Genomic DNA, 22,372 nt, shown 5'->3' on the forward strand with positions numbered 1-22,372 from the left:
ATGAAAGTACGCGCACAGATCGGAATGGTGCTCAATTTAGACAAGTGTATCGGTTGTCATACCTGCTCTGTTACTTGCAAGAATGTCTGGACCAGTCGTCCCGGCGTGGAGTACGCATGGTTTAACAACGTTGAAACAAAGCCCGGAATTGGCTACCCAAAAGAATGGGAAAATCAGGAAAAATGGAAAGGTGGCTGGGTCCGAAAGGCAAATGGATCCATCGCACCAAAACAAGGAGGCAAATGGCAATTACTGATGAAAATATTTGCCAATCCACACCTGCCTGAAATTGACGAATATTACGAACCATTTACCTTTGATTACGACCACTTACAAAGCGCGCCGGAAATGAAGCATGCTCCGACCGCACGTCCACGATCCCTAATAACAGGGCTCAGAATGGAAAAGATCGAGTGGGGACCTAACTGGGAGGAAATTCTAGGCGGCGAGTTCAGTAAACGCAGCAAAGATGCCAATCTGGTTGGTTTTGAAGCAGCCCAGAAAGAAATGATGGGTCAGTTTGAAAACACCTTTATGATGTATCTTCCTCGCTTGTGCGAGCACTGCTTGAATCCCGCTTGTGTGGCGTCTTGCCCATCAGGATCAATCTACAAGCGAGAAGAAGACGGTATTGTGCTGATCGATCAGGACAAATGCCGCGGATGGCGTATGTGCGTCAGTGGCTGTCCATATAAAAAAATTTACTACAACTGGAAAAGTGGCAAGGCAGAGAAATGCATATTCTGTTATCCACGGATCGAAGCCGGTCAACCAACAGTTTGCTCAGAAACTTGCGTCGGTCGTATCCGTTATCTGGGTGTGCTTCTTTACGACGCAGATCGCATTGCAGAAGCAGCAAGCGTCAAGGACGAAAAGGATCTTTATCAGGCCCAACTCGATATCTTTTTAGATCCGAATGATCCTTCAGTCATCGAACAGGCGCGTGCGGACGGCATACCCGATGCTTGGATGAACGCTGCCCGACAAAGTCCGGTCTACAAGATGGCTGTTGAATGGAAGGTTGCACTCCCGCTTCACCCGGAATACCGGACATTGCCAATGGTCTGGTATGTGCCGCCTCTTTCTCCCATCACCGCTGCCGCTCAAGCAGGTCATATCGAAGCAAAAGGTGCCATCCCAGATGTCAGTCAATTACGAATTCCACTGAAATATCTTGCAAACTTGCTGACTGCGGGTGACACCGCTCCTGTTGTGCGTGCTCTTGAAAGAATGCTCGCTATGCGAACCTATCAGCGAGCGAAGCATGTCGATGGCGTCATTGATACAGCCGTTCTAAAACTAGTCGGAATCACCCAGCACGAAGTCGAAGACATGTATCGCTACATGGCAATCGCGAATTACGAAGACCGCTTCGTCATTCCCACTACACACCGTGAATATGCAGAAAATACCTTTAACGTTCGAGGTGGATGCGGCTTTAGTTTTGGAAATGGATGTTCCGAAGGGGTCACTGAAACAAGCTTGTTCGGCAGCGAGAAAAAACGCACGATTCCAATCAAGGTAGAGGCTTGAGATGAATATTTTCGAAAAACGTCCCGTCAGTATCAGTCTAACCTTACGCGTACTGGCTTATCTATTACGGTATCCTGATTCATCCTTTAGAGCCCATAGCAAGGAGTTGATTGAGGCAGTAAAAACCGAATCCGCTCTGAGTCCCTCGAGGACTCAAGAGCTCGTCAATCTAATTCATCGGCTCAGCAAGAGACCCTGTCTGGAGGTCGAGTCCGAGTATGTTGACATTTTTGACAGGGGTCGTCGGACATCGTTATTGATGTTTGAACATGTGCACGGTGACTCGAGAGACCGTGGTCCGGCAATGGTTGACCTGATCCAGACTTATCATCGCGCGGGCTTGCTACTCGCCCCAGATGATCTCCCTGACTATCTGCCTGTCATTCTTGAATTTGCGTCTACTCAGCCTGCGCAACAGGCTCGAGAATTTTTAAGTGAATTGGTCCATATAGCAAGAGCGATATTCACCGCTCTACATGAGCGTCAAAGTGACTACGCAAGTGTTCTAGCCGCAATGATCGAACTTTCGGGCGAAAAGGCAGAACCCGTTGTCATACGTACTGAGCAAGCGCTTGACGAAAGCTGGGCAGAGCCAGAAGTTTTTGGGGGTTGCTCAACAGAGGGGCAAAACAAACCGGGTCAACCTCAGCCAATCCGTATCGTCAAACGAACAGCGACTGAAACGACGTTGCATCAACAAGGAGCGTAAGCATGAGCACGCTACATAATTTCCTTTTCAATGTTTACCCATACATTTGTCTGACCGTTTTCTTAATGGGTAGTCTGGCTCGTTTTGATCGAGACCAATACACCTGGAAAAGCGATTCATCACAAATTCTGCGTGCCCGGCAATTACGCTGGGGTAGCAACCTTTTCCATGCAGGTATCCTATTTTTATTCTTTGGTCATACTGTAGGGCTGTTAACACCTCACTTTATTTACGAGCCATTCATTACACCAGCACAAAAACAGTTAGTAGCCGTCTATGCAGGCGGTGTTGCAGGCATTGTCTGCTTTATCGGCCTGAGCCTGCTGCTACATCGTCGCATCTTTGACCCACGCATACGTTTGACAAGCCACCGGACGGATCTATTTATCCTGGTGATTTTATGGATTCAACTGGTTTTGGGATTGATCACATTACCCTTTTCATTGGGTCACTCAGACGGCTCTGTCATGCTCTCGCTTTCAGACTGGGCCCAACGAATCCTGACCTTTAGACCAGACGCTAGCGGCATCGTCAATCTCGATTGGCCCTATAAAGTTCACCTGGTGCTAGGCATGACGATTTTTCTCCTGTTTCCATTTTCTCGACTCGTCCATGTCTGGAGTGGGTTTGCAACGGTTTCTTATCTTTTCAGGCCGGCGCAACTTGTCCGTAGTCGTCGTCTGGGCATGAAGAAACACTCTGACTTAAAGCAGCCCCATGGCAGAACAACGTCAACTCCTCACTCAACTTAGGAGAAAATGATGACAATCAGCATTCAGTCATCAGTGCCAAAAATCAATGGTGTTCCATTAATGTTAGATGGCGAAAAGCTGACGAGCGAGGCCTTAACCGAGCGTGCCTATACAGAATTGCTTCGACAAGAAGCCGTTCGGCTCCAGTTACTAGATCCTCTGGAGTTTTCATCCTTCGATGCAATTCAGGAAGATGAACGAGAAAAAATTGATCAAATGCTTGATGATCAGGTGATCACCCCTTTACCCACGCATGAAGAATGCGCTCGGTACTATGAGGCAAACAAAAAGAAGTATGTTATTGGGCAAGCAATCAATCTCAGACACATTCTTTTTGCTGTTACACCAGGGGTACCTATCCAGGCTCTCGCTGAGATAGCTGAAACAACGCTTCTCGAGTTAATGAATAAAAAAGAAGAGGCAGGAATATTTGATAAAAAAGCCAAAGAGTTGTCCAACTGCCCTTCAGGAAAGGATGGTGGGTATCTAGGATGGCTCGCACCCGAGGAGTGTGCACCTGAATTGGCTCGCGCACTATTTTTTGATGGCGAAGCGCAACTTGGCAACGGCCTACATCCTAGACTGATTCATTCGCGTCATGGATTGCATATTATTGAAGTGCTTGAACGAAATAAAGGGACGCAACTTAGTTTCGATCAAGTCAAAGACAATATTGATATGCATCTCTCCATGCAGTCACGTGCGACGGCGCTACGTCAATATATGATGCTTCTGGTCGGGGCAGCCGAGCTTGAAAATATCGAACTCGATGGTGCGGATACGCCTCTTGTTCAAAACTGATTAGGTACAGCCCAATAATGGATATCTCGACGTTTGATGAATTAATCCTCGCTGCAAAGACACAAAAAACTCAGCAACAACTATTACTGGTTTTTACCAAGGCCGAGCTGCCAGAGAATCATACGGAACAACAATACGCTGACTATGCCGCGGGTGCAGGCGGCGCCTTAATTCCCGTAGCCTGTGTCGACAAACAGGCAGCAGAGCTTCATTCTTTTAAAACACTATGCGATGAGGCATCTGAATTTGTTTCTGATTGGGATATCGTCTTTGCCGCAGCCCTGAGTGCTCAAGCAGGACAAACACTGAGAGATAAGGCCATTGAAGAAAAAATTGGCACGATGGTGGAATCCATCAAGCTTGGTCAGATCAGTCCATTTGCAAGCTTTAACCGCGAAGGTGAGGCAGTCATTCTGATATGAAATAGTTTTTGATGTTAAAACTGAAACTTCTAAAGCCAATGAGAGGAGTTTCAAATGATGAAGATTCATCGCTTGACCCATGCAGGCTTACTTTGCGCACTATTGGCATTGAATCCAGTGCTTGCCGACCCGCCGCCCGGCAAAGGCAACTCTAACAAGAGTAGCCAGGGAAACAGCGGAAATAATGGCAATAGTGGCAATCAAGGCAATAGTAGCAACAAAGGTAACAATGGGAATAACAATGACGCTCAAGTTCAAGGAAATCCGCAATCTGGCTCTGATCTAACGCTCAACCTTGTCGCCGCGGGCATTACAGCGATAGCCGCGCAAAACCTGGCACTCAAATATGGCGTTATTGGTTACCAGCCACTCCCTCCAGGTATTGCAAAGAATCTCGCGCGTGGCAAACCTTTGCCTCCCGGCATTGCAAAAAAATACCCTCCGGGTCCAATGCTCGCTCAACTGCCCATCCATCCCGGTTATGAATGGCGAATGGCAGGTTCTGATCTGATTTTGGTTGCAGTCGGTACGGCGATTGTGGCGGATGTTCTGCGGAATGTATTCCGTTAACAATTTATCCGTCTAGCTTCAGTCTGCAGCATCAAACATATCTGTCCAGCGGTCTCGTGCTTTTTCCCTCAAAGGTAACATCACGAGATCGTCTTGCTCGTCCAGCATGCAAGAAAAACGAACACCATACAAGCGTTCTAGTGCCTCTTTGGCTTCGTAACCGCACTCCACTGACTCTAACCCGCCCGCTGGATGCACCAAAATCATTCGACCAAAATATCTCAGTGCATGATTCAAATCGTGCAGAACGGCAATGACCGCCAACCGACGGATGCGCGCAAATCGCATTAAGATCTCAAGCAAAATATCTTGCTGACCTGGATCGACTGCGGCGATCGGTTCATCCATCAAAATAAATCCATCCTCCACATCCCAAAGTTGGGCAAAGACTCTGGCAAGCTGTACCCGTGCCCACTCCCCGCCTGACAAGGTATCAACCTTTCTGTCCAGCAGATGGTTCAGGCCCAACAAAGCCGCTGCGCGAGACACAATCTCATTGCTCTCTTCAGCGTGCACTCTGGCCACGCGCCCCAAGCCAATGACTATTCGCGTCGTCAGTGCAAAGGCAATCTCCTGTGACTGACTTAATACAGCCCGACACTGACTGAGAGACTCGACCGTCCAGTCATCTAATGAACGCGAATGTAATAAGACAAATCCTGCACTTGGTTTGCTTGAGCCTGAAAGAAGTTTAAGCAAGGTAGATTTCCCAGCACCGTTTGGACCGACAATCGCAACGCACTCTGCATGCCGAATTTGCAAGTTATAGGGTCCAAAACTTCGATTGCCTAAATTTTTAATCACAGCATGCATGGAGAGCATGATTATCCTCCTGTACTGAATCTGCTCGAACGCAAGAGCAACATTAAAAAGGGCCCACCTAAAAGCGCTGTAAATATCCCCACAGGTATTTCAGCCGGAATGACCAGGACTCGAGCAAATGTATCCGCCACAAGCAACAGCACCGCACCGAGTAGCACCGAGACTGGCATCAGGATATTTTGGTCAGCACCGACAAGCATGCGTGCAAGATGCGGGGCAATGAGTCCTACAAAGCCGATTACGCCACAAAAGGCAACGGACATTCCAGCCAACAAGGCTACGAGTACCGAAGTCGTCCAGCGCATTCGGTTAATCGCCACACCCAGATGGACGGCTGTCGTTTCGCCAAGACTCATGGCATTCAAACGATCGGCCATGTTGCGCGACCACGCATAACCCCCTAAAAGGACACTACCGACGAGTAACACCATTGTCCAGCTTGCACCTGCCAAGGAACCAAGCGTCCAGAAAGACAAGCTTCTTAATTGCTCATCTGTCGCAAGATACGTGCACAGTCCGATCACCGCGACGCCGAGTGCATTAAATGCAATACCCAGTAATAGCAAGCCCGCCATTGAGCCAGACGTCAGCCACCTCGATCCTGCGTTGAGTGACATACAAGTGATAAAGGCGCCTAAAAATGAGGCAATAGGAAGGAGCCAGATGCGGACATCTCGCGGTACGGCCAAGTTGATGTCAGTCAACACAACGATGGTCAAGGCAGCCGCACAGGCAGCGCCACTTGTGATGCCGAGCAAACTTGGATCCGCGAGGGGATTACGAAACAAGCCTTGGACCATCGAGCCAGCTAAGCCTAGAGATCCACCAACAAAGATGGCTAACAGTACGCGTGGAATCCTGAGGTGCCAGAGCACATAAGCGTTACCGTCGAAAGGCGGTGGCGGAGCATTTGATAACAGTCGGGTAAACACCCCATCAAACAATGCCTGCCAGTCAAACCACGCGATTCTCACTGCCCCTATTTGCAGTGTGATCACTAAAGACATGACTAACAATAAAATCATCAATATTCTGCTCATCATGTTGCGGTCGACATCGTGGTCAGTAGATTGAATTGATTGTGCAGTCTCCTGACAGCCTGTGGCATGCGGGGACCAAATCCGAGGAGTAAGCTTGCCTCCATGACGACAATGCGCCGTGCTTGACCAGCAGGTGTTTGGCTCATTCCTTTTAGGTTCAAGACCGACGAGACATCCCCTAGCGCTCTGAAACTCTGTTCTGTCAGAAGCAGAATATCGGGCCGCGATAGCACCAGTGACTCTGGCGAAATCGGTTTGTAGCCAGAAAATTCAGTCACTGCATTGACAGCTCCTGCATACTCAATCATGGCATGCGCACCAGTCGAGGCGCCTGCCGCCATGAGACGGTTGGTGCTATGGGCAAAAAGAAACAGGACACGCAGAGGGACAGGACGTATCATGGAAGGCAAAGCCTGATATTGCGTCCACTCGCTTTTAAGTTGGTCCACCAAGGTATCGGCCTGCGTCTCGCATCCTAGTATTTGTCCAAGACGTATGACACGCTTGAGTAAACCGTCAAAACAATAAGCCGAGTCCAACAGCTCGACGGGAACGCCTGCGGCCTCAAGCTGACTCAGCACTGTCGCGGGTCCTGCTTCTTCGGTGACGAGAACAGTCGTTGGGGCAAGGGCAAGGATGCCCTCTGCAGACAAGCTGCGCGCATAGCCTACCTGTGGCAACTGTGATGCTTGCTTAGGAAACGTTGAAGTAGTGTCCACCCCCACAAGATAAGACTGCCCACCCAGCGCATAAACGATTTCCGTGAGCGCACCTCCCACACAAACCAAGCGCGAGGTGCGCGTTGTCAAAGCCTTGGCCTGGAGCGTTTGACTGACAGCGAGCGCGCCCAATGTGCCGAGACGACTCAAGGCTCTTCTGCGCATCAAAAAGGCGAGCGTCTCGGGTAGTCTGGCGGGAGTTATACGGCGCATAGTCGTCCTCCTGCACTCACATTATCCAGCATGGCTCGCCACTGGATATTTTCAGGGATGCCAGGTTTACGCTGACCGAACAGCATAAGAATTAACTCGCCAGAGTGATCAAACAGCTCAAGGGAAGTCACCACGCCATCGACAGTCGGTTTGCGAACGACCCACGCACTCGCGATCTGATCTTGTCGAAGATGTAAATTGAAATCCGAATCGAGCACATTGATCCAGCCGTTTGCGACCGATATATTCGTCACCACACCCGTATGAATCTGAATCACTCCAGGGTTGGATACAAAAACCATGATCGGGATTTTTTTATCTGAGGCGATACTCAGTATTCGCCGACACTCCATTGGACGAACCGCTTGGGCATAGTCAGCGCCAATCAACCTGAAAGCTTGTAACCTCGAAGCTGAATACTTTTTAAGCAGCAGGTAAAAATCGTGAGTATCTCGCATAGCGGTCCAGTCTTGCATCAACCCCGAAACATCAATTTCGCAATCGCTTCGCTCAGGACTGACCAAAGAACGAGGCTGGACATTCAAATAAGGCTCTTGCACCTCATGCGCAAAACGCTCTTGAATCCAATCTAACGCCTTTGTCTCACTTTCCGCGCGTAAAAATATTTTATGAACTGCCTCTCCTGAGTGATCAAAATACTGAAGACTGCGTTGTACGCCACGCGATGTTTTTTCTTTGACTAGGAATCCCGACTGCCAATGTTGATAAAAGATGCGTAAATCAATCGCCTCCCCTTGGACAATCCCGATCTCTCCCGTTTGACTCACAGGTGAATACACGCCAATTTTTTCATGGACGCATGAGGCGTTTCGGGTCAACGCCATGACTGGCCCAAGCTGCTCAAGACTCGATATTTGCTCAGCCCAATTAGTATTCAATCGCGTGACATGAAGTGTCACTTGCTGCGCATTCGTCTCTTCATCTGTCTGGATCGGATCGCAATGTGCCGCCAATAATTCAGCCTCAGAAATCGATAAGATTTTTGCGATATCACGATGTCTGCGTGGTCCGTCACGGCGCATCGCAGCAAAGGCTGTACGCACTGCCCGTAATGAGTCAGTCATGAAATTCTCCTGTTAATGCTCTGTGTGTTTCTTTGCGAAAACACTCAAAATTCGTAACGAATAGATAATTGGATGTTGCGACCAGGCGCGGTATAGGCGTCTTGAATAGGGCTATTGCTTGCCAGTCCATTCACGTCAGACCAGCGCCAATATTTGGTATCAAAAACGTTGTTGATGTTGGCATTCAAGGTGAAGTTTGGCGCAGGCTTCCAATACAGTCCTAGATCAAGCGTGCCATAGGCTGGAGGTGCGTATTGTTCTGGACTGGCTTGCGCAATCCGGGAACTACTTTTTCCTGCATTCCAGATCCAATCGGCACGTGTCCCCCAAGTCGCCTCGTCATAGCGAACGCCCAACAAGGCTTTGAAGGGTTGTATGGAATTAAGCGGCTGTTTACGACCATTGAGAGTCGAGTCCCCTTTTAAATAGGCAAAACCAGTCTCAAGTCCCCAGTGCTTGGCAACGCGCAAATCCATGCGTGCGACTACACCTTGAATATTGGCATCGGTTAGATTCACATATTGATAGATGGTCGGGTTTGAGGGTCTACCCGCCCCACCGACAACTTGCTGACTGATAAAATTTTTATATCGATTGGCGAACGCCGAGAGTGAATAACTGAGGGATCGGTTATAGCCCCTCAGTCCAATCTCTACGCTGTCCGCATACTCAGGCTTGAGATTTGGATTACCGATGCTGGTATAGCCCGAGGCTAAATTTTTGAAGCCATTATTGACTTGATCTGGCGTGGGTGCTCTGAATCCCTGAGCATATTGCGCATAAGGCGCAAACATCGGGTGAAGTGACCAAACGAATCCAATTCGAGGGGTCACTGCATACCCATCTGTAGTTGTTGCTTGATTGGAGTGATGTCTCTGGCGACCACCTACAGGACCACTTTTACCTGTCGGCTCAAGACGATAATAATCAACCCGCACACCAGGTGTTATCACGAAGTCTCCAACTTCGATTTCACTTTGCAGAAAAGCGCCTGCCATGGTGTAGTCAGTGTCGGGAAAGGGCTTGTCTGGAAAGACGCCTCCATAAGGAGGGACTGTTCCATCCCTTAAGCCCGTAATTTTGGATTGGCTCCAGTCAAGACCATATGTCAATTTTTGTTCTAAACCTCTAGAAATATGACTTTCGAATTGGGTTGCAAGACCGAATACCTGAGTCTGGTAAGTGTTGTCACGTGTTCGACTCGAAGCCCGATAACGATCCTCCGACGCAAATTGATTGATCTTTGCGTCTTGCCAATAAATGCGCGTTTCTGACTGTTGAATAAAAGACGCATTCAAATCGCTGTAGCGATGCTCGAGTGAGATTCTGTCCCGATTAATGTGATCATTGGTAGAAAAACTCAAGGTATTGAATGGTCGGAGCGGCGCAACAGCCCGAGCGGAATACACCTCAGTCGCCTGCGTCCGTCTTTGCGACTCTAGCGTGAGTCCCAAACGCTGACGCGCATCGATTGCAAGTATCGCCTTGGCTAATAGATATTTGTTGTTGTAATCAACGGGATTGGGTGCCGTACGCTCGGCATTCAAAGCCCGATCAGAGCCCTGATTGATTGTTTCATGTCCTAGACGAAAACTACCGAGAATCATCCCCTGCCATGACCCGCTTTTCCCGCCAACTCCCAAGGTGCTGGCCCAAGAGCGATCAATGCTCATATAACCCGTCCGTGCGAAACCGCCTCCGACTGCATTTTTTTTGTATAGGTCTGAAGGATCAAGCGTCTTAAAACTTACTGCACCCGCTAGACCATCGCTACCGTACTGTGTGGAAGCGGGACCACGCAGGACTTCGACAGATTGGATACCATCAACATCAATATAGTCTCCACGTCCGGTCTGAAACGAACCAAAGGAGAATCCGTTTGGCACTCTGATGCCATCAATCAGCATTAAGACCTGATTGCCACCCAGTCCGCGAATATTCACACCCTCATTTCCAGCGCGACCAGCTGAAGTTCCTGCATTGCTGAAACGGGTGGGACCCGATGGCACTGTGACATCCAGCTCCTGACGGAAAAGATCCTTCAGGTCTCGCGCACCCTCTCGTTCGATCGTTTCTGCAGTGATCACAGTCACAGAGGCTGGCACCTCATCTATATAACGTTCGGTTCGGGTTGCACTGACCGTCATCTCTTTGAGTTGAGTCAGAGAATGTGGTGGAAATTGTGAAGGCTGTGGTGACTCAGGCAAAGCAATTTCCTGAGCCGTGGCGCCACCAACATATAAACCGGCGACAAGACCATAGGACAAGCCTAGGATCAACGATTGTTTGACGGTGAAAGATGGTTTGGCGGGGCCACGATGAATGTATCCAGCAAATTTCTTGCGCAGCATAACGGTGTCCTAAATGAATCTAGGCACTGGCTGGCGATGGCTGGCTTGTGCATTAAAAAAATATGGTGCGAGATCTGAGGAGAGATCAGATGCAAACTACTTGGTCAAAATGAGCTTCCCTAACGAAGTCTGACGCAAACGGTAAAGCGCCCCCTGATGAACAATTTCAAGCTCGTCTGCGCCGCAGAACATGGAGTGACTGGTCACGCGGCGCACGGTGGGAGAAGTATGCCGAAACGATCGATCCGGCGAGCAGATATCTACGTGAACGAACGTTGGCTGGGTCGCTAACGTTAAGGGAGAAATTCGTTTATCCATAGAAGGATTCTAAACGATAACGATTCTCATTTGTCAGGAATAATTGAAACAAAATGCTAACAAAAAAACCCTGACTGTTAGTTAAGGCTTTGGAGCAATACCCGCCAAAATTGTGTCAACGTTATGTGCAAACATTTTTAGAAATGTGTCCGCAGACGTGCCCGGTTGAGACAAAGCGTCTGCATAGAGTATGCCACCTATTGTTGCACCCGTGTCTTTGGCCACACGCTCCAATACACGGGGATCTGAAATGTTTTCAGCGAAAATCGCAGTGACTTTGTTCTTTTTAATCTCGTTCACAATGCGTGCAACATCGGCTGCTGAGGGCTCGCTTCCAGTCGAGAGCCCTTGTAATGGATAAAAATTGATCTTGTACGCACGCGCGAAATAACCAAATGCATCGTGGGAAGTAATCACGCGCCGACGCTCAATTGGCACAGCAGCGATACGAGCCTGTGTGCTTTTTTCCAGGGTATCGATTTGCTTCAAATAATCAGAAGCACGCGCTTGAAAATCAGCGGCCTGAGCGGGCATCGCAGCAGCTAACGCTACTCTGATATTTTCAACATATTGAGGAACATTCAACATACTCTGCCAAGCATGAGGATCCGGGGCCGAGTGGGCATGCTTGTGACCGTGATCGTGATCGTGATTGGCCATTGGAATCGTTTTGATGCCTTTGCTGGCGGTCACAACAGGACCTTTATAACCAGAAGATTTGATCAGACGACTCATCCAGCCCTCAAAACCAAGCCCGTTGATGATCACAAGTTTGGCGGATGCCAGGCGCTTGGCATCGGCAGGCGTTGGATCGAAGACATGCGCGTCAGCGTTCGGTCCAACAAGACTGGTGACGGCGACATGCGGTCCACCGACCTGTTTGACCAGATCCGCAAGAATTGAAAAGCTCGCCACCACGGGTAGAGGCTCGACAGCCAACACAGGTGCTGCACAGCCAAGACACAGTGCGGCAAGCCACAGTCTCAATCTTGTCATCAACATGCGTTTCATCATGATTCCTTGTGTTGGGGGGTAGGAAACAAAATCAATCTAAAGCTGTCGCGACGTCCCAAGCAGAGTGATAGGAGATAAAACACCCCCGCGACTAATACGATAGATGGACCGGAAGGAAAGTTGGCATGATAGGAAACCAACAAACCAAATGTGCCACTCAGTGCACCAAAAGCTGCAGCAAGCAAGGAGCGCGCCACCACGCCGTAGCACCAAAACTTGGCTGCAGTCGCTGGCAACATCAGTAATCCAACCGCCATCAAGGTGCCGAGAGCCTGAAATGCCGACACAAGGTTGAGCACCACCATCAGCATGAAAAGCTGATGCATCCAAGCACCCTTACCGCCGACGGAGCGCAGAAATCCCGGATCAAAACACTCCAGCATCAAAGGACGCCAGATGATTGTTAGTAATATCAACGAAGCGGTCGATGCGCCGGCAATCATGACAAGAGACTCCGAGTCAACCGCAAGCACACTGCCAAATAAAAAGTGCAGCAAGTCAACCTTGCTACCTGACGTTGAAATCAACAAGACACCTAACGCCAGCGCAATCAAATAAAAAGAAGCAAAACTCGCATCCTCTTTCTGACTGGTCCACCTTGAGACAAAACTTGCCACCAGCGCCATGAGCGCAGCCGCAACAAAACTGCCAACGGTCATAGCGGGTAGAGACAAACCAAAAAAGATAAAGCCGACTGCCGCGCCGGGCAGAACCGCATGCGCAATCGCATCACCAGCCAGGCTCATACGCCTCAACACTAATATCGTGCCAATCGGTCCGCACGCCAGACCAATCGCGACGCACGCAATCAGGGCACGCTTCATGAAACCGTACTCGGCAAACGGCGCAATGACCCAGCTGTATAGCAACGTCCACCATTCGAGCATCATTGACTCCTGCCAATGCTTTCGGCGGGTCGGACACACCAAGGCGCGCGATCGTCCCAGTATTCGGCAGTTTGGCGCGCACGCTTTAAATTTTCAGCGGTCAAAACCTCCGCACTATTTCCCCAGGCAATCACTTCTCGTGCCAGCAATAAGGTCTGGGGAAAATGCTGACGCACCATCTCGAGATCATGCAGCACTGCAATGACCGTGCGCGATTGGCGGTGCCAATTCAACACCACTGCCAGCAAGTCTTCGGCTGTCCGAGTATCCAGGGCATTGAATGGCTCATCGAGCAAAATAATCTGCGCATCTTGCATGAGTAATCGAGCGAACAGAACGCGCTGTAACTGTCCAACTGAGAGCTCACCAATGTATCGTCGCTCAAAGCCAATCAGACCGACAGCCGCTAACACCTCGGTGGCTCGAGCACGAATCTCGGTGGACACTGAACGAAAGCTCCCAAGCTCTTGCCAGGCGCCGAGCGCCACCACATCAAGCACTCGAACGGGAAACTCACGATCAATGGCGGACTGTTGCGGCAAATAAGCAAGCTTTGAGGCGCGCGCTTTGACTGACTGGATGGCAGGCGCAAAGTCAATGGAGCCTTCAGTACCTGTCTTTTGCCCTGACAAGGCTGCAAGCAAGGTGCTCTTACCCGCTCCGTTGGGCCCCACAATTGCGGTGAGAGAACCCGCCTCAAAGGAACCGCTTAAATGGTGGACGGCAGGATGGCCTTGGTAGGCAAGCGTCAGGTTTCGCACCTGAATCGCTGCTGAGTGGATCTGCTTCACGCTCAGGTCAGACATTTGTACGCAAAGCCCAGAAAACGACCAGCCAGAGCGCCAGAAGCAACGAAACAATCCAGAGCAGCCTTTGAATCAACCCCATCAGGACGGGACTTTTCAAATCCGCTACTTGCGCTTGAACAGGCTGAAGCGACTGGTCGTTTACATGTTCATGTGCGTGTCCATGTTCGTGGCCATGATCGTGGTAATGGCCATGCCCATGCGCAGACACGGGGGCATGCAGATGCTGCGGCGCTTGGGGTTTGTTGGATTGCATGCGGAGCTCGAAACGGGTGAAAATTTAAAGACTAGCAATGATAATGATAATACACTATCATTAAAGAATATGGAACGTTCAACGCGACAACGCTCAGCTATCAAAGCCGCCCTGCACACAGCGGCTCGTCCTTTATTGGCACAAGAAGTCCTGGAGCTCGCGGGCCAGACGGTCCCGCATTTAGGTATCGCGACTGTCTATCGCAACTTAAAAGCCATGGTCGAAGATGGCACACTCCGACAAGTCGTTTTACCCGGAGAAAATCCGCGCTTTGAACTTGGCAATCACGGTCACCATCACCACTTTCAATGCAATCAATGCCAGAGAGTGTTTGATATCCACTCTTGTCCATCAGATCTTGCCATGCTCGCCCCCAAAGGATTTCGAGTGGAAGATCATGATCTCACTCTGTACGGCCGCTGCAAAGATTGTTGATCAATTTCCGGAGACGCCACTCGTCAGTGCTGCGCTCAGCAACAATAAGCCAAAGGCCAAGACTGCGAATGAGGCCAGCGCCTGAAGGCTTGCGATGAAAACTTTGCCCCAGATACGTTGAGGCCCTCCGGTCGCACTCACGGTCGCCTGACTAATCCAGAGAGAGGCGGAGGCCAGTACTGCGACCGTCAAGCCTGTCCCCAAGCCCATTGCAAGTGCGGCCGCAATCCCTGCAATAAAAAATCCTTGTGCAAGGGAAAAAACCAGTACAAAGATCGCGCCCGAGCAGGGTCTTAGACCCACTGCCAATATGGCGGAAATCGCCTTGGAACTGGTCAGCGGTCCTGAAATGAGCGCCGGATCTGGAACGTGAAGATGACCACAACTTTCATCATGAACATGGGCTTCAGAATGCGCATGGGAATGATCGTGGGCATGGGCATGATCGTGTGTGCAGGCTTGCCCGTGTGCGTGAGCGTGATGGTGACCATGATGGTGAGCGTGAGTATGTGCAAGGTGAGTCTTGTCAGTATGCGCACCTGAGCGAAGGGATCGAACGACAGGTCTGAGCACATGTTTGTACACAAGCCAGCCACCCAGAGCCACCATCATTGCGTAGGACGCGAGCTCCAGCCACCAGGTTGCACGATTCATGGCGACACCAGAGACCTGCAAAACACCCGCCGCAATCGCGACCAGACCAATGGCGACTAAAGCCTGTAAAAAAGCGGAAAGCATCGCCAATATCGCACCATTGCGAATCGTTTCCCTGTTGGCCAACACGTAAGCCGTTAGAACAGCCTTGCCGTGTCCGGGCCCTAGAGCGTGGAATACGCCATAACCGAATGAAAGTGCCAGCAATAGCCACGCAGCCCATCCGTCTTGCTTCCAGGCCCGCACGGCACCGGTCAACTGCCGATAAAAATGTCCTTGCCAAGCAGCCATTTGTCCACTGAATTCTGCAAACCATCCTGTTGTGGGCACACTCAAGCGTTGCTCAGGGGTCGCAAACGGATGTGCGGATTGAGCCCATGCCATGTTCATGCTGCCGAACAAGCACATCACGATCAATAAGATCAAAAGCAATCCCATTCTGCGGGAACCATATATATTGCTCATGACGTCAATACCCTTGTTCATGGACATTTCACGGTGAACTGATGGGATAGCTGGCGTACCGCTTCGCGAAGATTTTCAGGTAACTCTTTTTGACTGGGTGGAATCGACCAAAGTAATCTCTCAGTTTTGGGATCAAGGGGTCTCGGTGGCATATAACCGAACTTGCAGCGCTCGGGAGCATTCAAGCTCTTGAAGGCTCGGGCACCACCCTTGTAATTAAATGCAACGAAATAACTTGGATCCTGAATATCCACTTCAAGACCTTTCGCATCGACTTTGACCGGCGGCTCGATTGGTAGATCAAAAGACAAAACAAGCTGACTGGCTTTGGGATCCCAGGTGGTGCGGGCCTGCTGGGGCGCACCAAACTTCAAGGGCACACCTGCCAACGTGATTTTCGAAAAAAAATGTGACTCTGGGTCAGCAAGTGCAGTCATCCACTCGCTGGTTATTTTTTCAAGCTCAGCAACAGGGACTTGACCGGCTTGATCGCGCGGCATGCCTTGCAAAGCATAGGTCGAAAACAATTCATCAAACAACCACGACTGGCGCACGTTTGAGGCCTTTCCCTCAGCGTTGAAAACCAACTCGATCCCCCCTTCAATAAAGATATGTGGATGCGCTTGGGCAACTGGGCTCATCAAACCTTGGGCCAACAGGAGCAGCCCGCCCAAGTATATTTTTTTGAGGATTGTCATCGCGTGATTCATTCTTTTTAGCATCGGCATGTTTTGTGTTTGATCATTATTTAAGTTCAATCTCTCGGCGCGCTGCAGACAACAGGCCAAACAGTTCAGTAGTATCGATGCTCGTGTCAAGTTGCTCGGTCAACGCGATCACGCGTTCAATCTCCGCTCCCGACAAACAAGATTCCACGACATTTCGAAACTTGTACACCACTTCCTCATGCGAAAGAGGGTTTTCAGGGCTGCCGCGACGATTCAGTATCTCGTGTTTGAACTGTCGACCATCATGCGTGGTGACCGTGACACGCGCCGCATGACGATAAGCGGGCCCCATCGCTTCGATCTCGGGATCAATGCTGGCGCGAATTCTTTTGATGAAATCCATGATCTTCGAGTCTGCCAGACGGTCTTCTGCATATTGTGCAACAAAGGCCTTTCCATCGAAACCAATCACCGCGATGCCGTAGTAAAGATTCATCTGCGCCGCCGTGACCCCCTGGGCTTTGTACTCCCAGGCGCAATGCGTGTAAGTCATCGGACTCATACCGATATCGACAAACTTCACTTCAGCGGGAGTCAGTCGATGCTCTCTTAATAAGTAGGCGAACGCGTCGAGTGCGGAATGAATGCTGGTCACGCAAGCATGAGGCTTGTAGCCGACCTTGGCCGTTTCCCACACCTGACCTAAACCATCTGTGAGTCTCGCTGCATTAGGCGAGTTGGAATACGAACTGAGATAGCCCCCATAGCCAGCTTCCAGCACATCCGTTATGCCGGTAAAGTCTTTTTTAGCAAGATAGGCTGAGTACACACCGCTTTGAGCGGCACGTCCTGAATGAAAGCGCTTGACCATCGCCCCCTCTTGCGCTGACATCAAGCCGCCAGCTTGTGAACCTGTAATGCCCAGCGCATGCTGCATTCTGGAGGCATCAAGTTCGAGCATTTTTCCTGCGCTCGCCGCGGCGACAAAAACCCCAGAGGCGCCCTGGGGATGAAAACCCCTGAAAAACAAGCCCATGGTTGCCGCATTCCCCACGCGGGTCCCGATTTCATAGCCCGTAGTCATTGCAGTCAAAAGCTTTCTACCACTCAAGCAGCCCATCTGCTCAGCAAGCGCCACAACGACCGGTGTTGCAATCGAACCTGCGTGCACAATTGATTCTTTGTGAATATCATCCAGCTCAAAAGCATGGCCTGCCGTTGCGTTGACTAACACTGCCCCGGCAACTGAAGTTTTCACGCCTGCCCCGAAAATAGAGGCCACCCCGCGCGCGCCTTCTTCTTCGATCATGGCCTGAACACGCTGTGTCCAAGGCAATGTAGCACCGAACAAACAGCATCCGACGCTATCGAGAAAACTTGTCTTCATCCGCTGGATCACCTCATCAGGGATGTCACCATATTCAATTGATGCAGCAAATTCCGCCAGTGCGCGTGTTGCACCGGGTAGCAAGGGGGCAGGATGATTTTCCATCGTTTCAACAAATTAGGCAGATTAGGGCAGATTAGGGAACTCCCGATGCTAACGACTGATTATTTTTGGGTCAATTCGCTAGAATAAAAATCTATTGCTGACTCGAATTCATGAGTACACTGAATAGTATGCGAAACCTCAATGCTTTACTTGTTTTTGTCAAAGTTGCTGAAACACGTAGCTTTACCCTTGCAGCCCAGCGATTGGGGCTCACCTCCTCTGCGATTAGTAAATCTATAGCCAGACTGGAACAGGAGCTTGGCGTCAAACTCCTGACTCGCTCCACGCGTTTGGTCAGTCTCACTGGCGAAGGAGCAAGTTTTTTTGAGCGTTGTCGTCAGATCCTCAATGAAATCGAGGAAGCGGAAACCGCAGTGACCGCGGCCACTGCGACACCAAAAGGTCGCCTGCGCATCCAGATGCCTGTCGGGTTTGGACGTCGAGTCATTGTTCCCAGAATGTGGGAGTTCACCCAACGCTATCCTGAGCTTAGTGTTGATATCGAGTTGAGCGACCGTCAAGTTGACTTGACCTACGAGGCCGTTGATGCAGTGATTCAAATCGGTCCGGTTACCGATGAACGCGTCGTTTCCCACAGGCTGTGTAATCTCAGTTTTGCCGCCTATGCTTCCCCTGATTATTTGTCACAACATGGCACCCCGCAATCTCCGGACGAGCTTGATCAACACCAATGTCTGGCCTATCTTTTGCCCATGACGGGAGAGCATCGGGAATGGCGATTCACCAAAAACGGTCAAGATTTTTCAAAAGTCGTTTCCGGTGCGCTCAATATCAATAACGCTGAATCACTCATTGAAGCGGCTATCGCTGGCGCGGGCATCGTGATGGTCAGTGACTTTATTGCTGGCAACGCCTTGCGCTCGGGCAAACTGCAGCGCATTCTGTCGGACTATGTTGTCGCGGGACCCGAAGTGTCGGTTGTCCACCTCCCTCGCAGTACCCTATCGGCAAAAGTCCGCGTGTTGGTCGACTACCTTCAAGCGCTCATCCAGGACATTGACCCTCAGACCTTGAGCAAAACAGAACCCTAAAAGCGATAAGATTCAACAAATCACTCAATAACCAACATAAGAGACAAAGACTACATGGCGACCGCGCAGCTTTCCGCTACTCAATCCAATACCCCTGCTCCTCCACACACACTCAAGGTTCTTTCAACCATGGCTTTGCGAAACGCCCTGAAAGAACTGATTCCAGTTTTTACGCAGACATCCGGGATCCACATCGATATCGACTTTGGTGCGACAGCCCACCTCACGGAACGCATTCGCGGCGGCTCGCGTGGAGACCTCCTGCTGGCTGTCGCAGGTTCGGTTGATGCGCTGATTGAAGAAAACATTTTGGAAGCCGGGACGCGCCTGGATCTGGTGAGCTCGGACGTGGCCATGGCGGTCGCCACCAATGCGCCTGTTCCCGATATTTCAACGCAAGACACTTTTGTTGCCACCCTGAAAGCAGCGCGCTCGATCGCCTTTTCCAAACAAGGCGCGAGCGGAATGTATTTTGCCAGTCTGATTAAACGACTGGGTCTAGATGAAGAAGTCCGTGCCAAGGCGATCGTTCTTGCGGAAGGCCTCACGGGCGAGTTGGTTGCTAAAGGTGAAGTCGAAATTGCCGTTCAACAAATGAGCGAGCTCATGCAGGTTTCCGGCATCAATATTTTCGGGAAACTTCCGCCCGCCGTGCAGGAATCAACTATTTTTTCCGCAGGTGTTTTTAAACAAAGTGTTCAGCGTTCTGCGATTCAGAACTTTCTTGCTTTTTTACAAACACCCGCTGCGCAGCACGCCTTTCAGCAACAAGGACTCGACCCGGTATGACGACAGATCTCCACTACCTGACCATCGCCGAGGCAGGCAGACAAATCAAGGCTAAAAAACTGTCCCCCGTTGAATACGTCGATCATCTGAGCGCACGTGTTGACTCCCTGGACGACCAACTGAGTGCTTTCATTACCCCGACCTTTGGGCTGGCCAGACTGCAAGCCAAGGCAGCCGAAAGTGAAATCATGGCAGGACGCTACCTCGGGCCAATGCACGGCATTCCCTTCGGTGCCAAGGATATTTATGAGACAGCGGGCATCCTGACGACTGGCGGTTCACGCATCGGTCAGAAACACGTTCCCACACGTGACTGCGCCGTTGTGACCAAACTGTACCAGGCAGGTGCCGTGCTGCTCGGCAAGCTGAACACGCACGAGTTCGCACATGGCGGTCCTTCGCTGGATCTTCCCTGGCCACCCGCGCGCAATCCATGGGACCTGACACGCTTTAGCGGCGGCTCCTCGAGTGGGTCAGGCGCAGCCGTGGCCGCCGGCCTTGTCGGCGCAGCGTTAGGGACAGACACGGGCGGATCCATCCGCGGGCCGGCATCTTTGTGCGGAATCGCTGGATTTATGCCGAGCTCGGGCTTAGTCAGTCGGGTAGGCGTGATGCCAAACTCGTTCACACTCGATCACTGTGGTCCGATGGCATGGACCGTTGAAGACTGCGCGCTAATGCTGCAAGCCATGGCCGGGCACGATGCCGCCGACGGCAATAGTTTTACACAGCCGATCCCTGACTATGCTGCCAGCCTCGGTCATGATCTCAAGGGCTTGCGTGTCGGTGTCTTGCGTTATGTGTGGGAAGAGGATCTCGTGGCCAACGAGGAGCATCGTCAGGCGCTCGATCAGGCCGTCTCCATTTTCAAAAACCTCGGTGCCACGGTTCAAGACTGTCGCTTACGTCCGATGCAAGACTACATGGATGTCAAAGTCGTACTTGCAGAGACCGAGATTTTTGGCGTGCAACAACAAGGCTTGACCGAACGCCCGCACGACTATGGTCGCGATTTTCTGACACGCATTTTGCCGGCCGTCATGTTTCAATCGCTCGACTTTCTGGCCGCTACCCGCGAGCACAAACGCATGCTCGAGGAAATGAAGCCGATCTATGAAAAATTTGATCTGCTGCTGATGCCGGGGTTTGGACCTGCACAGCCTATCACTGCGCATCGGCCGATCACTTTCTGGCGCAAACCGAATGCTCAAGTCCTGGCCAATATTACCGGAGGCCCCGCGGTATCGGTCAATTGTGGTTTTAACTCAGCCGGATTGCCCATGGGCTTGCAGATTGTGGGGGCACCGCAAGCAGACGCGCTGGTCCTGAAAGCCGGGCATGCTTTTGAACAAGCAATCGGCTTGCACGGCAGGCGCCCCACACTGAAGCCAGGTGAAGCTGCGCCCAAGTTGGTTGCGCCGGACTTGACTCCTGACACCTCACACTGCGATGCGCAGACGCGCGATTTCGCTGCTCGCATGGCCAGCAACGCGGGTCTCAAACTCGATGATGCACTGATGGAGGTCTTATGCGAAGCCGCGCCCCATGCTCTTGAAATGACCCGTCGTTTACGTAAAAACAGAAACTGGTTTGATGAGCCCGCGAATGTTTTTCGTTCGGGACAATAGTATTGCAAAGGAATGCACACCATGAACACAGTTAAGGCGCGGCTCGCGCGTCCGGAGATTTTGCTGGCGCCCGGAGTATATGATGCCCTCTCGGCAAGCTTGGCTGAACAGGCTGGTTTTGAGGCGTTATACCTGTCGGGTGCCTCCATCGCCTACACATCTCTGGGACGTTCGGATATTGGACTGACCACCTACACAGAGGTCAGTGAAAAAGTGGCGCAGATCCGGGATCGGGTGCAGATCCCGCTGATCGTTGATGCGGACACAGGTTTTGGCAATGCACTCAATACTGAACGTACTGTACGGGGTTTTGAACGCAACGGTGCCAACATCATTCAACTCGAAGACCAATCCTTTCCCAAGCGCTGCGGTCATCTTGAAGGCAAAAGCCTGGTCTCCAGCCAGGAAATGGTGGGAAAGATCAAAGCCGCCACTTCAGCGCGCCATTCAGCGGACACATTGATCATGGCGCGGACCGATGCAGTGGCTGTCGAGGGTTTCGACGCCGCGCTTGAGCGCGCCGAGCGTTACCTTGAAGCGGGTGCGGATATTTTGTTTGTCGAAGCTGTGCGCAGCGATGATCAAATGCAAATTGTCAACAAACGCTTTGCGGCCCGCGTGCCTCTGCTTGCCAACATGGTCGAGGGGGGCAAGACTCCTGTTAAATCCGCGGAAGAATTGCAGGCGCTTGGTTATTCAATTGCCATTTTTCCCGGCGGTACCGTGCGTGCGGTCGCTCACCTGTTGCAAAACTATTACGCCAGCCTCAAGGCGACGGGCAGCACGCGTGCTTTTCAGGGCGCCATGCTTGATTTTGACGGACTGAATGCGGTGATTGGCACGCCCGAGTTGCTCGCCCGCGGCAAGCGATACGAAACCAATGAATAAAAA

At 51.0% G+C, this 22,372-nt stretch carries 24 protein-coding genes; 11 read left to right on the forward strand and 13 right to left on the reverse strand.

Features of this window, described 5'->3' with window-relative positions:
* Genes narH through QWY27_RS03385 form a run of 6 tightly spaced genes read left to right on the forward strand, consistent with a single transcriptional unit; the run spans position 1 to position 4,787 of the window.
* Positions 1-1,533: a nitrate reductase subunit beta gene (narH, locus tag QWY27_RS03360; protein ID WP_290194721.1), complete on the forward strand. Its 1,533-nt coding sequence runs from the start codon at positions 1-3 to the stop codon at positions 1,531-1,533.
* Between the two features lie 7 nt (positions 1,534-1,540).
* The gene (gene narJ / locus QWY27_RS03365) at positions 1,541-2,242 is read left to right on the forward strand and encodes a nitrate reductase molybdenum cofactor assembly chaperone (RefSeq protein WP_290195041.1); all 702 of its coding nucleotides are present in this window, start codon (positions 1,541-1,543) and stop codon (positions 2,240-2,242) included.
* A 2-nt stretch (positions 2,243-2,244) separates the two neighbouring features.
* The gene (narI, locus tag QWY27_RS03370) at positions 2,245-2,994 is read left to right on the forward strand and encodes a respiratory nitrate reductase subunit gamma (RefSeq protein ID WP_290194722.1); all 750 of its coding nucleotides are present in this window, start codon (positions 2,245-2,247) and stop codon (positions 2,992-2,994) included.
* 6 nt (positions 2,995-3,000) lie between these two features.
* Complete coding sequence (locus QWY27_RS03375) at positions 3,001-3,795, forward strand: peptidylprolyl isomerase (RefSeq protein WP_290194724.1); 795 nt, start codon at positions 3,001-3,003, stop codon at positions 3,793-3,795.
* Positions 3,796-3,812: 17 nt separating this feature from the next.
* A complete protein-coding gene (locus tag QWY27_RS03380; RefSeq protein ID WP_290194726.1) occupies positions 3,813-4,217 on the forward strand; it encodes a ribonucleotide reductase subunit alpha in 405 nt (134 codons plus the stop codon).
* A 54-nt stretch (positions 4,218-4,271) separates the two neighbouring features.
* Positions 4,272-4,787 (forward strand): anti-virulence regulator CigR family protein, encoded by a 516-nt coding sequence (locus QWY27_RS03385; RefSeq protein ID WP_353958760.1) that lies wholly within the window; start codon positions 4,272-4,274, stop codon positions 4,785-4,787.
* An 18-nt stretch (positions 4,788-4,805) separates the two neighbouring features.
* Here the strand turns inward: QWY27_RS03385 and QWY27_RS03390 are convergent, their stop codons facing one another.
* From QWY27_RS03390 to QWY27_RS03435, 10 genes are all read right to left on the reverse strand, one after another.
* On the reverse strand, positions 4,806-5,609 hold the full coding sequence (locus tag QWY27_RS03390) for an ATP-binding cassette domain-containing protein (protein ID WP_290194728.1): 804 nt from the start codon (positions 5,607-5,609) through the stop codon (positions 4,806-4,808).
* Positions 5,610-5,611: 2 nt separating this feature from the next.
* A complete protein-coding gene (locus tag QWY27_RS03395) occupies positions 5,612-6,634 on the reverse strand; it encodes a FecCD family ABC transporter permease (protein WP_290194731.1) in 1,023 nt (340 codons plus the stop codon).
* Positions 6,635-6,648: 14 nt separating this feature from the next.
* The gene (locus tag QWY27_RS03400) at positions 6,649-7,581 is read right to left on the reverse strand and encodes a heme/hemin ABC transporter substrate-binding protein (RefSeq protein WP_290194732.1); all 933 of its coding nucleotides are present in this window, start codon (positions 7,579-7,581) and stop codon (positions 6,649-6,651) included.
* Positions 7,569-8,666: a hemin-degrading factor gene (locus tag QWY27_RS03405; RefSeq protein WP_290194734.1), complete on the reverse strand. Its 1,098-nt coding sequence runs from the start codon at positions 8,664-8,666 to the stop codon at positions 7,569-7,571. Before QWY27_RS03405 ends, QWY27_RS03400 begins: the two co-directional genes overlap by 13 nt.
* 44 nt (positions 8,667-8,710) lie before the next feature.
* Positions 8,711-11,017 (reverse strand): TonB-dependent hemoglobin/transferrin/lactoferrin family receptor, encoded by a 2,307-nt coding sequence (locus QWY27_RS03410; protein ID WP_290194736.1) that lies wholly within the window; start codon positions 11,015-11,017, stop codon positions 8,711-8,713.
* 96 nt (positions 11,018-11,113) lie between these two features.
* The gene (gene hemP / locus QWY27_RS03415; RefSeq protein WP_290194738.1) at positions 11,114-11,335 is read right to left on the reverse strand and encodes a hemin uptake protein HemP; all 222 of its coding nucleotides are present in this window, start codon (positions 11,333-11,335) and stop codon (positions 11,114-11,116) included.
* A gap of 81 nt (positions 11,336-11,416) precedes the next feature.
* Positions 11,417-12,349, reverse strand: a complete 933-nt coding sequence (locus QWY27_RS03420) for a metal ABC transporter substrate-binding protein (protein WP_290194739.1) — start codon at positions 12,347-12,349, stop codon at positions 11,417-11,419.
* Entirely contained in the window at positions 12,346-13,239 is an 894-nt protein-coding gene (locus tag QWY27_RS03425) for a metal ABC transporter permease (protein WP_290194741.1), read from the reverse strand. Before QWY27_RS03425 ends, QWY27_RS03420 begins: the two co-directional genes overlap by 4 nt.
* On the reverse strand, positions 13,236-14,042 hold the full coding sequence (locus QWY27_RS03430) for a metal ABC transporter ATP-binding protein (protein WP_290194744.1): 807 nt from the start codon (positions 14,040-14,042) through the stop codon (positions 13,236-13,238). The genes QWY27_RS03425 and QWY27_RS03430 overlap by 4 nt, the downstream gene beginning before the upstream one ends.
* Positions 14,035-14,298 (reverse strand): hypothetical protein, encoded by a 264-nt coding sequence (locus QWY27_RS03435; RefSeq protein ID WP_290194746.1) that lies wholly within the window; start codon positions 14,296-14,298, stop codon positions 14,035-14,037. Before QWY27_RS03435 ends, QWY27_RS03430 begins: the two co-directional genes overlap by 8 nt.
* Positions 14,299-14,367: 69 nt before the next feature.
* Between QWY27_RS03435 and QWY27_RS03440 the strand changes: the two genes are divergently transcribed.
* Positions 14,368-14,733 (forward strand): Fur family transcriptional regulator, encoded by a 366-nt coding sequence (locus QWY27_RS03440; RefSeq protein WP_290194747.1) that lies wholly within the window; start codon positions 14,368-14,370, stop codon positions 14,731-14,733.
* Here the strand turns inward: QWY27_RS03440 and QWY27_RS03445 are convergent, their stop codons facing one another.
* From QWY27_RS03445 to QWY27_RS03455, 3 genes are read right to left on the reverse strand one after another with little or no spacing between them, the layout of a single operon-like run.
* The gene (locus QWY27_RS03445) at positions 14,734-15,873 is read right to left on the reverse strand and encodes a nickel/cobalt transporter (protein WP_290194750.1); all 1,140 of its coding nucleotides are present in this window, start codon (positions 15,871-15,873) and stop codon (positions 14,734-14,736) included.
* Entirely contained in the window at positions 15,870-16,550 is a 681-nt protein-coding gene (locus QWY27_RS03450; protein WP_290194752.1) for a DUF1007 family protein, read from the reverse strand. Before QWY27_RS03450 ends, QWY27_RS03445 begins: the two co-directional genes overlap by 4 nt.
* A 46-nt stretch (positions 16,551-16,596) precedes the next feature.
* Positions 16,597-18,012, reverse strand: coding sequence for an MmgE/PrpD family protein (locus QWY27_RS03455; protein ID WP_290194754.1), 1,416 nt, complete (start codon positions 18,010-18,012; stop codon positions 16,597-16,599).
* A 110-nt stretch (positions 18,013-18,122) separates the two neighbouring features.
* Here QWY27_RS03455 and QWY27_RS03460 point away from each other — a divergent pair, with 110 nt between their 5' ends.
* The 4 genes from QWY27_RS03460 to QWY27_RS03475 are packed head-to-tail and all read left to right on the forward strand — an operon-like array spanning position 18,123 to position 22,369.
* Positions 18,123-19,064: a LysR family transcriptional regulator gene (locus tag QWY27_RS03460; protein ID WP_290194757.1), complete on the forward strand. Its 942-nt coding sequence runs from the start codon at positions 18,123-18,125 to the stop codon at positions 19,062-19,064.
* A 54-nt stretch (positions 19,065-19,118) separates the two neighbouring features.
* Positions 19,119-19,853, forward strand: a complete 735-nt coding sequence (locus tag QWY27_RS03465) for a molybdate ABC transporter substrate-binding protein (RefSeq protein ID WP_290194759.1) — start codon at positions 19,119-19,121, stop codon at positions 19,851-19,853.
* Positions 19,850-21,481 (forward strand): amidase, encoded by a 1,632-nt coding sequence (locus QWY27_RS03470; RefSeq protein ID WP_290194761.1) that lies wholly within the window; start codon positions 19,850-19,852, stop codon positions 21,479-21,481. The genes QWY27_RS03465 and QWY27_RS03470 overlap by 4 nt, the downstream gene beginning before the upstream one ends.
* 12 nt (positions 21,482-21,493) lie before the next feature.
* Positions 21,494-22,369 carry an isocitrate lyase/PEP mutase family protein gene (locus QWY27_RS03475; RefSeq protein ID WP_290194763.1) on the forward strand — a complete coding sequence of 292 codons (876 nt, stop codon included), beginning with the start codon at positions 21,494-21,496 and terminating at the stop codon, positions 22,367-22,369.
* The last annotated feature ends 3 nt before the right edge of the window (positions 22,370-22,372 follow it).

The organism is Zwartia vadi (assembly GCF_030410375.1).
GTDB lineage: Bacteria > Pseudomonadota > Gammaproteobacteria > Burkholderiales > Burkholderiaceae_B > Zwartia > Zwartia vadi.

Coding starts and splice junctions, on each gene's coding strand:
- QWY27_RS03450 (WP_290194752.1), bottom strand. CDS start 16,550: ATGACAATCCTCAAAAAAATATACTTGGGCGGGCTGCTCCTGTTGGCC.
- QWY27_RS03405 (WP_290194734.1), bottom strand. CDS start 8,666: ATGACTGACTCATTACGGGCAGTGCGTACAGCCTTTGCTGCGATGCGC.
- narH (WP_290194721.1), top strand. CDS start 1: ATGAAAGTACGCGCACAGATCGGAATGGTGCTCAATTTAGACAAGTGT.
- QWY27_RS03400 (WP_290194732.1), bottom strand. CDS start 7,581: ATGCGCCGTATAACTCCCGCCAGACTACCCGAGACGCTCGCCTTTTTG.
- QWY27_RS03470 (WP_290194761.1), top strand. CDS start 19,850: ATGACGACAGATCTCCACTACCTGACCATCGCCGAGGCAGGCAGACAA.
- QWY27_RS03445 (WP_290194750.1), bottom strand. CDS start 15,873: ATGAACAAGGGTATTGACGTCATGAGCAATATATATGGTTCCCGCAGA.
- narI (WP_290194722.1), top strand. CDS start 2,245: ATGAGCACGCTACATAATTTCCTTTTCAATGTTTACCCATACATTTGT.
- QWY27_RS03385 (WP_353958760.1), top strand. CDS start 4,272: ATGATGAAGATTCATCGCTTGACCCATGCAGGCTTACTTTGCGCACTA.
- QWY27_RS03425 (WP_290194741.1), bottom strand. CDS start 13,239: ATGATGCTCGAATGGTGGACGTTGCTATACAGCTGGGTCATTGCGCCG.
- QWY27_RS03430 (WP_290194744.1), bottom strand. CDS start 14,042: ATGTCTGACCTGAGCGTGAAGCAGATCCACTCAGCAGCGATTCAGGTG.
- QWY27_RS03395 (WP_290194731.1), bottom strand. CDS start 6,634: ATGATTTTATTGTTAGTCATGTCTTTAGTGATCACACTGCAAATAGGG.
- QWY27_RS03475 (WP_290194763.1), top strand. CDS start 21,494: ATGCACACCATGAACACAGTTAAGGCGCGGCTCGCGCGTCCGGAGATT.
- QWY27_RS03465 (WP_290194759.1), top strand. CDS start 19,119: ATGGCGACCGCGCAGCTTTCCGCTACTCAATCCAATACCCCTGCTCCT.
- hemP (WP_290194738.1), bottom strand. CDS start 11,335: ATGGATAAACGAATTTCTCCCTTAACGTTAGCGACCCAGCCAACGTTC.
- QWY27_RS03420 (WP_290194739.1), bottom strand. CDS start 12,349: ATGATGAAACGCATGTTGATGACAAGATTGAGACTGTGGCTTGCCGCA.
- QWY27_RS03460 (WP_290194757.1), top strand. CDS start 18,123: ATGAGTACACTGAATAGTATGCGAAACCTCAATGCTTTACTTGTTTTT.
- QWY27_RS03440 (WP_290194747.1), top strand. CDS start 14,368: ATGGAACGTTCAACGCGACAACGCTCAGCTATCAAAGCCGCCCTGCAC.
- QWY27_RS03375 (WP_290194724.1), top strand. CDS start 3,001: ATGATGACAATCAGCATTCAGTCATCAGTGCCAAAAATCAATGGTGTT.
- QWY27_RS03390 (WP_290194728.1), bottom strand. CDS start 5,609: ATGCTCTCCATGCATGCTGTGATTAAAAATTTAGGCAATCGAAGTTTT.
- QWY27_RS03410 (WP_290194736.1), bottom strand. CDS start 11,017: ATGCTGCGCAAGAAATTTGCTGGATACATTCATCGTGGCCCCGCCAAA.
- QWY27_RS03435 (WP_290194746.1), bottom strand. CDS start 14,298: ATGCAATCCAACAAACCCCAAGCGCCGCAGCATCTGCATGCCCCCGTG.
- QWY27_RS03380 (WP_290194726.1), top strand. CDS start 3,813: ATGGATATCTCGACGTTTGATGAATTAATCCTCGCTGCAAAGACACAA.
- QWY27_RS03455 (WP_290194754.1), bottom strand. CDS start 18,012: ATGGAAAATCATCCTGCCCCCTTGCTACCCGGTGCAACACGCGCACTG.